Raw genomic sequence first — 7,662 nt, 5'->3', positions numbered from 1 at the left:
TGGATGAAATCGATTCTGTTGATGAAACGAATAATACATTTCAAACAGATTTTATTTTTGAAATTCCGGATTTTCCTGAATTTGATTTTATGAATGAACTGGGAGATCAAGAAGAAGTGGATGAAATCGATTCTGTTGATGAAACAAATAATACATTTTTAATAGATTTTATTTTTGAGATTCCGGATTTTCCTGAATTTGATTTTATGAATGAACTGGGAGATCAAGAAAAAATGGATGAAATCGATTCTGTTGACTGTACTAGTGAGTGTGATAATTATGAACAAGGAAAAGTATGTTTTATGACTAAAAAAAGCTCATTCTCCACTCATGTAAAAATTGATGATTTTTTTCATGCTCCTATCTGTAGTAATTCAGTTCAAAATACATTTGAATTTATTGATCTCAATAATAAACAATCCCCTCAATTTGATACAAAACTATTTAATACTATAACTTATTATCCAGAACAGCTTGATTGTCGTTTGGTTAGTTCTGAAATTCATGAAATTATATTTCTTACTGATACTCATAACTATGGTATGAATAATAAGGATGAGTATTATAAATCAGTTGTAGTTCCTTTACATGACTCACCATTTATGAAAACAGGAGAAATAAATAATAATTCTTATACTTCTTATGATTGTATACATATTAGAGTTCCAGTTGTAATAGGGGAATACAAAATTGAAATATGTTTAGAAGAAAATATCGTGTTTGAAGAAAAGGTTATAAGGGTTAAAGAAATCTCCAAAGAGGTAGTATTAACTAATTGTAAATTTATTCCTAGTCAATTTTCACAATCGTTAGGTAATGGGATATGTACAGTATTAAAAGGAAATTTATTTATAGAAGGGTATATACATCAGAATATTGAGTATACTGCATTTAATAATGGAAATGGGGATTCCATACAAAAAAAGTCAGTAACTCATTTAAATCAAATATGTCAAAAAATTGTATTAGATTTAATCATTAATTTACTACAAGTTCAACAAGTTCGAGTCAGTCATGATGGTAAAATTTCTAAAAGTTAACTGAACCTATATATTCAAAAAAACCATCAATTTTAAATGTATAAATAAACAAATATAATATAAGCCTATGCATTAAAATTAATACTACATATTCTAGTTAAATAGAGTGTGTAAAAATCTCTAAATATGTAATGAAATGAGGTTGTTTTCTTTGAGCGAACAACAAACACCAGGACCTTGTCCAGTCACATCAACAGAACAAATACCATTAGATGCTTCTCCAATTACGCCAATTTCTGCAACTTTTTCTAGAACGACAATACTTAAGGTTCCGGTTGTATTAGCGGAGTCAACACTTCAAATTGTTGTAGAGTCAGATATTACACTTAATCCGGCAGCAACTGAAATTAAGAGAGTGAAAAAGCATGTATTTTTAGATCAAGTTAAACTTGTACCTGTGGCATTTGAGCCTATTGAAGGGACTGACTTTTTTACTGTCACAAAAGCTAAATTATTTGTAGCAGGACATATTCGTAAAAATATTGAATATGCTACAAATGCTGGTACAAATCCATGTAATGGATCACTTCAGGATAGAATTGCTGATGTTCAGTTTAATGGTTTTGCAGAACTTAAGTGTACGGACTTTTTAAGCCCTCCAATTTTCGCTAATTCTAAAAGTTCCGAAGCTAATTTTATTAGTGATACAAACGCTTTAAATGCACGTTTGGATAAAGCTTTCTTTCAAAATCATGTTAAATACAATGAACAACCATTTGGTGAATTAGTAGCTGCAGACTTCTTTGAACTTGATTTTTCACCAACTGCAGCAACCGCTGAGGGTACGTTTAGTTCATTAACTGAAAAAATTGTATTGGACCTTACTCTGAAAGTGTTACAAATTCAACAAGTCAGTGTTTCTGGAACGCCAGTAGTCCTTCCTACGACTCCTTCTCCTTGTTCTTCTCCTTCTCCTTCTCCTTGTCCTTGATAGTCCAGAAAAAGAACTTTGTTTTTTAAAAACAGAGTTCTTTTCTTTATAGGGTCTTTAATGGATAGTATATAAAAACATAAAAACCGTCTATAAGAATTTATTTATATATAGTTTACATAAAGTTTTGTTTACTACAAGTTTAACAAGTTTGAGTTAGTTATAATGGAAAAATCTTTAAAAGTTAACCAAACTTATTTACAGCTCAAAAAAATCTCTTTACTTTCTAAAAATGAGCAAATGATTATTATATCTGCCCGTACATTAAAATTAATACTACATATTCTAGTAACATAGAGTGTGTAAAAACCTCTAAATATATATTGAAATGAGGTTGTTTTTTTGAATCAACAACCATGTTCACAACAACTACAACAAACACCAGGTCCTTGTCCAGTCCCATCAACAGAACAAATACCATTAAATGCTACTCCAATTACGCCAATAAATACTCCTTCTAGCGCGCCAACTATTAAGATTCCAGTTGTATTAGCGGAGACAACACTTCAAATTGTTGTAGAGTCAAATATTACACTTAATCCGGCAGCAACTGAAATTAAGAGAGTGAAAAAGCATGTATTTTTAGAACAAGTTAAACTTGTACCTGTGGCATTTAAAGCTATTCCGGGTTCTGACTTTTTAACTGTTGAAAAAGCTAAATTATTTGTAGCAGGACATATTCGTAAAAATATTGAATATGCTACAAGTGCATGTAATGGAGCACTTCAGGATAGAATTGCTGATGTTCAGTTTTTTGGTTTTGCAGAACTTAAGTGTACGGACTTTTTAAGCCCTCCAATTTTTGCTAATTCAACAAAATTCGAATCTAATTTTGTTGATGATACAGGTTTAAATGCACGTTTGGATAAAGCTTTCTTTCAAAATCATGTTAAATACAATGAACAACCATTTGGTGAATTAGTAGCTGCAGACTTCTTTGAACTTGATTTTTCACCAACTGCAGCGACTCCTGAGGGTACGTTTACTTCATTAACTGAAAAAATTGTATTGGATCTTACTCTGAAAGTGTTACAAGTTCAACAAGTTAAAGTTACTGGAAATCCAGTAGTTCTTCCTACGACTCCTTCTCCTTGTCCTCCTACTTTCACTTCCGGTTGCTAGTCCCAAAAAAAGGACTCTGTTTTTTAAAAACAGAGTCCTTTTTTTATGGGGTCTTATCAGTAAAAAGTGAACCGTCTAGATCAGCTGTCCATGAAATTTTTTATGAAAAGGGTTAGGTGGTTGATTTTGTTTTATAAAAAAGAAAAGCTTCTCTAAATGATCAGATAAGCTTTCGGAGTGACATTATTCTCTTCTCACTTTTATTTTATGTATATGTTAAATAAAGATTCTAACTTTAAGTTATATTTTTGAAAAATCCCCCCTTTTTATTCAATAGGTTATAGGAGTGATAATGGCGAAAAAATTAAAAAGAAATGCAATTCAATGCCGAAAATGTGGAGATGTGATTTTTAAGTATTGTTTATATCGATCAATTGCAGTTGATAGTGGTCTTGAATATGGTCGAATGATAGGTAATTCAGAGGACATCATTGAATTACATGAGTTTGAAGAAGAAAAAGAGGATTGGATGTTGTGTTTTGCAAGAGACGGAAAGCTTTAACAAGGTGTTTCATGTTATTATAGAGAAAGACATACAAACGAGAAAAACCGCCCCAGCTTTGGACGGCAAGGCGGTTTTTCATAATAAGGTTGGAATCAACCAATATATATTCTATATACATTCTAACATATAAAAGTTGATTCCTTCCACTAAGGGAGAGAATTATTTTATGACAAAAGTTGTAGATTTTGGGCAAGCTGAAAAAAAAGCGAAAATAAGAGATAGCAAGATTGATAGTATTTATGACCAGTTGCAAGCTGGTGGTTATTCAGAAGAAGAGAAGGCAATGCTCTTGCAGTTATTAAGTAAAACAACTGGTGGAGATGAGTATTTCATAGGGAAAAAGAAAAAACCTACAGATCGGGTGAGGTTTGTGCAGCTAATTATGGATAACATTAATTATCTTACTGAACTTGAGTATTTGAGTAGCAAGGAAGAAGCACTTTTATTTAAACTTGCTCCATATGTGGAATTTAAAACTAACGTTATTATTCAAAAAATTGATAAGGATAATGTAGATACAACTACTCCAGCATCACCTACATATTTAGCTGAACGTTTTAAAATGGCAAGAAAAAATGTTTCTGTAACGATGAATGGTTTATTTAAAAAAGGGATTTTAGGAGTTGCAGAAGCAGGAATAACAACAGAGGATGGTCGTGCATGCACAAGTCGTACATGGTTTGTAAATCCCAATATTATGTGTTGTAGTCCTAAAGATGGAATAGATAAAGCAACTCAACATATTTTTAGAAATTCATTAAGGAACTTTAAAATTGATGAGTCTAAGAAAAAATATAAATTACCAATCTACTTATTTTAGATGTCAAATTCTCATTGACATCTTTTTTTTATTATGATTTTCCTTTTTTTAGGTGTTACGAAAAAGTAACACAGGTGTTACTTTTTCGTAACACCTCATATACTATAAACCCTTGGTATTACTGACTTTCTTCACTTTGCTCTTCTCACTCTTATATATATAGCTAAAAGTTCCGCAAGGAACGGGTTGTATTTTTGAGAAAACCACTCAAAAATCTCCACCCTCAGAATCAAAAAGTCGGTTCGTTTATCCTCACCTAAAGGCTATCGCTTTTTCTTTTTGATTTTGTCCTTGCAAAACTTTTTTCGGCTCGATATGCTTTTTTCGCCAAGCCGACAGACAAAACGCAAGATTAAAGGTTATCGACTTGAATTAGCAAGTATACGAGCCGAACCGCTTAGATCAATCGCTCAAAAATTGTTCTTATTTAATATGTTGATACGTTTAATATGTGGGGTTTCGCCCCCACACGACGAGCCAGCACTCTAGCCAAAACGCAAGTTTTCAACTAAAAATCAAAAACAAAACCATAAAAAAGAATTATTTAATAATTTAGGAACCAAACCGAAACTCTTGCATAATATGTAATTAGGAAAAACAGTTTTGGAAACAAAACGCCATTTCCATCGGGGCAACCCGAAGGGAAGACCGATGTCTTCCCACCCTACATAAAAAGACCACCCTAGGGTGGTCTTTTTTAATTTTAGGTGATTTTCAGTTGTGATGAATTCCTCTGACTCTTTATTTTTATGATATTAGGAGGGGGGCTAGGGAAAATCTACCCAGTGGATTTGGACGAAGTCCATGGTTTTTGTTCTTGTACGACTTGTCCGTGATCGGCGAAGCCGGCGTTGTCCTGTAGGGCGCACTCTATTGTTGTAGAGACAGGAATGGATCGTGTATTGTTGTTGCTAAACCGAGAAACCAAAAATAAGGAAAGATATAAGAAAATTAGCGAAGCATAGGGAAGAACATCTATTTGATTATTAATTAAGGAATAGGAAAATATCAAAAGTTTCAGTTGTGATGATAAGATAAAGGAGTTATAACTGTTATATCGAAATTTAAATGTTAAAAAAGGAGGTTATGACTATTATGACTCCTACAATTTATGAGAATGTATCTCAGGTTGCGAAAAGATTGAAAATATCACCTTCTACGGTTAAAAAGTATTATTTGTTGATTGAGAGTTATAACTGTTATGCTTTTAAACGTGATGAGCGAGAACGAGTTATCTTTGGTGATTATGATTTGAAATTGTTACAAAGATTAGTAGAGTTGAAAAGTATGCCGCAAGTTACATTAGAAGATGCTTGTAAACTTCTTTTAGAGGAAGAAGGATTGAAGGCTAAAGATACAGATATGACTGTTATAACTCCTGAATCGAATGATTTAAAAGAGCTATTACAAGAATTAAAAAGTACAATTGATATACAACAAAGACAATTACAAATGCAAAGTGAACAAATAACTCAGTTAACAAGTTTATTGGAATCGCAGCAAAAATTATTAATGGATTCAAATGTTATAGAAAATAAACAGATTACAGATCGAGATAAAGCCGTTATAACTGTTATGCGAGAACTTCAAGAAGTAAAATTAATGATTGCGGCAAATAATGAAAAGAAATGGTATAAATTTTGGAAGTAATCCACTGAGTCCTATGCGTTTATGTCGCGAAAGTCACTTGAGTATGAGGGTGTAGAGGATCGTAGTCAAGTGAACCGTGGAATAAAAAGCGTAGGATGGATTATAGGGAGAGAGTGCCAGCTTTTAATCACTTATAATTAAGTTATTATAATAATTTAATTATAAGTTCATTTTTGTAAGATAAATTTTTATTTTATTAGTAATTGTGAGTTTGTTCGTTTGATTTTCAGTAAATAGAAAAAGCTGATCTTTTTCAGTTTTTTTTGCTAAAGTAACAAAATAAATTATATTGTGTCTAATCGCAGCTACGCTGGTATTAGACACAATATGTATAAATAGGTGTAACACCAACATTTTGTAGATTTTGTTGGTGTCACCTGAAATTAAAAAAAGACAGTAAAGAAACTGTCTTTTTTTGCTATCTTTTAAAGATAGCTGTTGAAAAGGTAATTTGGGGTTTTGGGGTAGTGTAAGATGATTATCATCTTATTTGTAGTTTATGTAAGTGATAATAAATGGCTTGTACAATCGTGGAGTTTAGTAATTTTTATTTTAATAAGTTAGTTAATTAGATATTTGATAGGGGAAGAAAGTCTAATCAAATGATTTTTTATTTTCATAGAATACAGTGTAAGTAATTTTTTAGGAAAAGGGGGGTATGTTAAATGTCTTTTAATCGCAGATGTGAATGTGATGAATGTAATAGAAATCGAAGAAGAAGAGAGTTTGAGGAGGTGAAAGAAGTGGGGAATCTTGAAGGGCGTAGAAGATTAGATGGTTTACGAGAAGGAGATAAAATTAATGTTTTTTCCGGTGGAGATCAGATCGATGGAACAGGAGTCTTTATTCGTATAGAGGATGGATTTCTTATTTGGGTTGATGCTGCTGCGAACATTAATGTGACAAGCCTAGATGTTATTAGTGTTCGAAGAGTAGTTTAATATTAATAAATGATATTTATTAATATTAAAAGATAAGGGAGAGGGCCCTTATCTTATTTTGTTTTTTTATGAAAAGTATAATGTATCATATGTATAAATTTTTAATTAGGTTTGTACATTCTTAATAAATGTGTTGTTGTTTTATGTAAAGGTGCCAAGAAATACTTTGTAGTTTTATTTCTTGGCATGGGTATTTATTTGGGTCTTTTGGATGCCGACCTTACAATAGTATATGTCCGCTATATGAAATGGTTTGTTATTTATGTTCAGTTAGGTAAAATTTAGAAAAGAAAAACACCTATTTTTTAATAGGTGTTTTTCTTGCAAATTGACTTATAAATTAAAGGAAAGGTTTTTCTATTAATTAATTTTTAAAAATCATCTTCATGATCATGTTTGTGTTCATGATGTTCGTCGCAATGTCTACGACGTTTGCAACGGAAACGATCACAATCAGGTGAATTTATAGAGATTACGTTAATTTTGTTAATCGCAATACGTGCTAATCCTGGGAAACAATCAAAGTCAGATAGAATAATTACGTTGTTTCCTTGAAAACCTTGAAATGTTGCACTTGTAGGTCTTTGATTATCATATTGAATAACAATGCAAGTGCCGGGAGTTAATGTTCTTAAAAATTGTCGTAACTCGGG

The 7,662-nt window shown here is 31.8% G+C and carries 8 protein-coding genes; 7 read left to right on the top strand and 1 reads right to left on the bottom strand.

Going from position 1 to position 7,662, the window contains the following annotated elements:
- From MR071_RS24705 to MR071_RS24675, 7 genes are all read left to right on the top strand, one after another.
- The coding region (locus MR071_RS24705; protein WP_375337525.1) for a BC_2427 family protein at positions 1 to 1,040 on the top strand (1,040 nt) is incomplete at its 5' end.
- 151 nt (positions 1,041 to 1,191) lie between these two features.
- Positions 1,192 to 1,971, top strand: coding sequence for a CsxC family protein (locus tag MR071_RS24700; protein ID WP_242238208.1), 780 nt, complete (start codon positions 1,192 to 1,194; stop codon positions 1,969 to 1,971).
- Positions 1,972 to 2,313: 342 nt separating this feature from the next.
- Positions 2,314 to 3,093, top strand: coding sequence for a CsxC family protein (locus MR071_RS24695; RefSeq protein WP_242238207.1), 780 nt, complete (start codon positions 2,314 to 2,316; stop codon positions 3,091 to 3,093).
- A gap of 292 nt (positions 3,094 to 3,385) precedes the next feature.
- Positions 3,386 to 3,595 carry a DUF7695 domain-containing protein gene (locus MR071_RS24690; protein WP_242238206.1) on the top strand — a complete coding sequence of 70 codons (210 nt, stop codon included), beginning with the start codon at positions 3,386 to 3,388 and terminating at the stop codon, positions 3,593 to 3,595.
- A 169-nt stretch (positions 3,596 to 3,764) separates the two neighbouring features.
- Entirely contained in the window at positions 3,765 to 4,418 is a 654-nt protein-coding gene (locus MR071_RS24685; RefSeq protein ID WP_242238205.1) for a MarR family transcriptional regulator, read from the top strand.
- 1,095 nt (positions 4,419 to 5,513) lie between these two features.
- Entirely contained in the window at positions 5,514 to 6,068 is a 555-nt protein-coding gene (locus MR071_RS24680; protein WP_105588402.1) for a DUF3967 domain-containing protein, read from the top strand.
- 665 nt (positions 6,069 to 6,733) lie between these two features.
- Entirely contained in the window at positions 6,734 to 7,009 is a 276-nt protein-coding gene (locus MR071_RS24675) for a hypothetical protein (RefSeq protein WP_242238204.1), read from the top strand.
- 371 nt (positions 7,010 to 7,380) lie between these two features.
- On the opposite strand, the gene MR071_RS24670 is transcribed toward MR071_RS24675, so the two are convergent.
- On the bottom strand, positions 7,381 to 7,662 hold a 282-nt coding region (locus MR071_RS24670), incomplete at its 5' end, for a hypothetical protein (RefSeq protein WP_242238203.1).

Origin of the sequence: Bacillus cereus group sp. BfR-BA-01316 (genome assembly GCF_022664195.1) — a bacterium.
In the GTDB taxonomy this organism is placed as follows: Bacteria; Bacillota; Bacilli; order Bacillales; family Bacillaceae_G; genus Bacillus_A.
This window is presented reverse-complemented; position numbering and strand designations above follow the sequence as displayed.

Coding starts and splice junctions, on each gene's coding strand:
- MR071_RS24690 (WP_242238206.1), top strand. CDS start 3,386: ATGGCGAAAAAATTAAAAAGAAATGCAATTCAATGCCGAAAATGTGGA.
- MR071_RS24685 (WP_242238205.1), top strand. CDS start 3,765: ATGACAAAAGTTGTAGATTTTGGGCAAGCTGAAAAAAAAGCGAAAATA.
- MR071_RS24680 (WP_105588402.1), top strand. CDS start 5,514: ATGACTCCTACAATTTATGAGAATGTATCTCAGGTTGCGAAAAGATTG.
- MR071_RS24675 (WP_242238204.1), top strand. CDS start 6,734: ATGTCTTTTAATCGCAGATGTGAATGTGATGAATGTAATAGAAATCGA.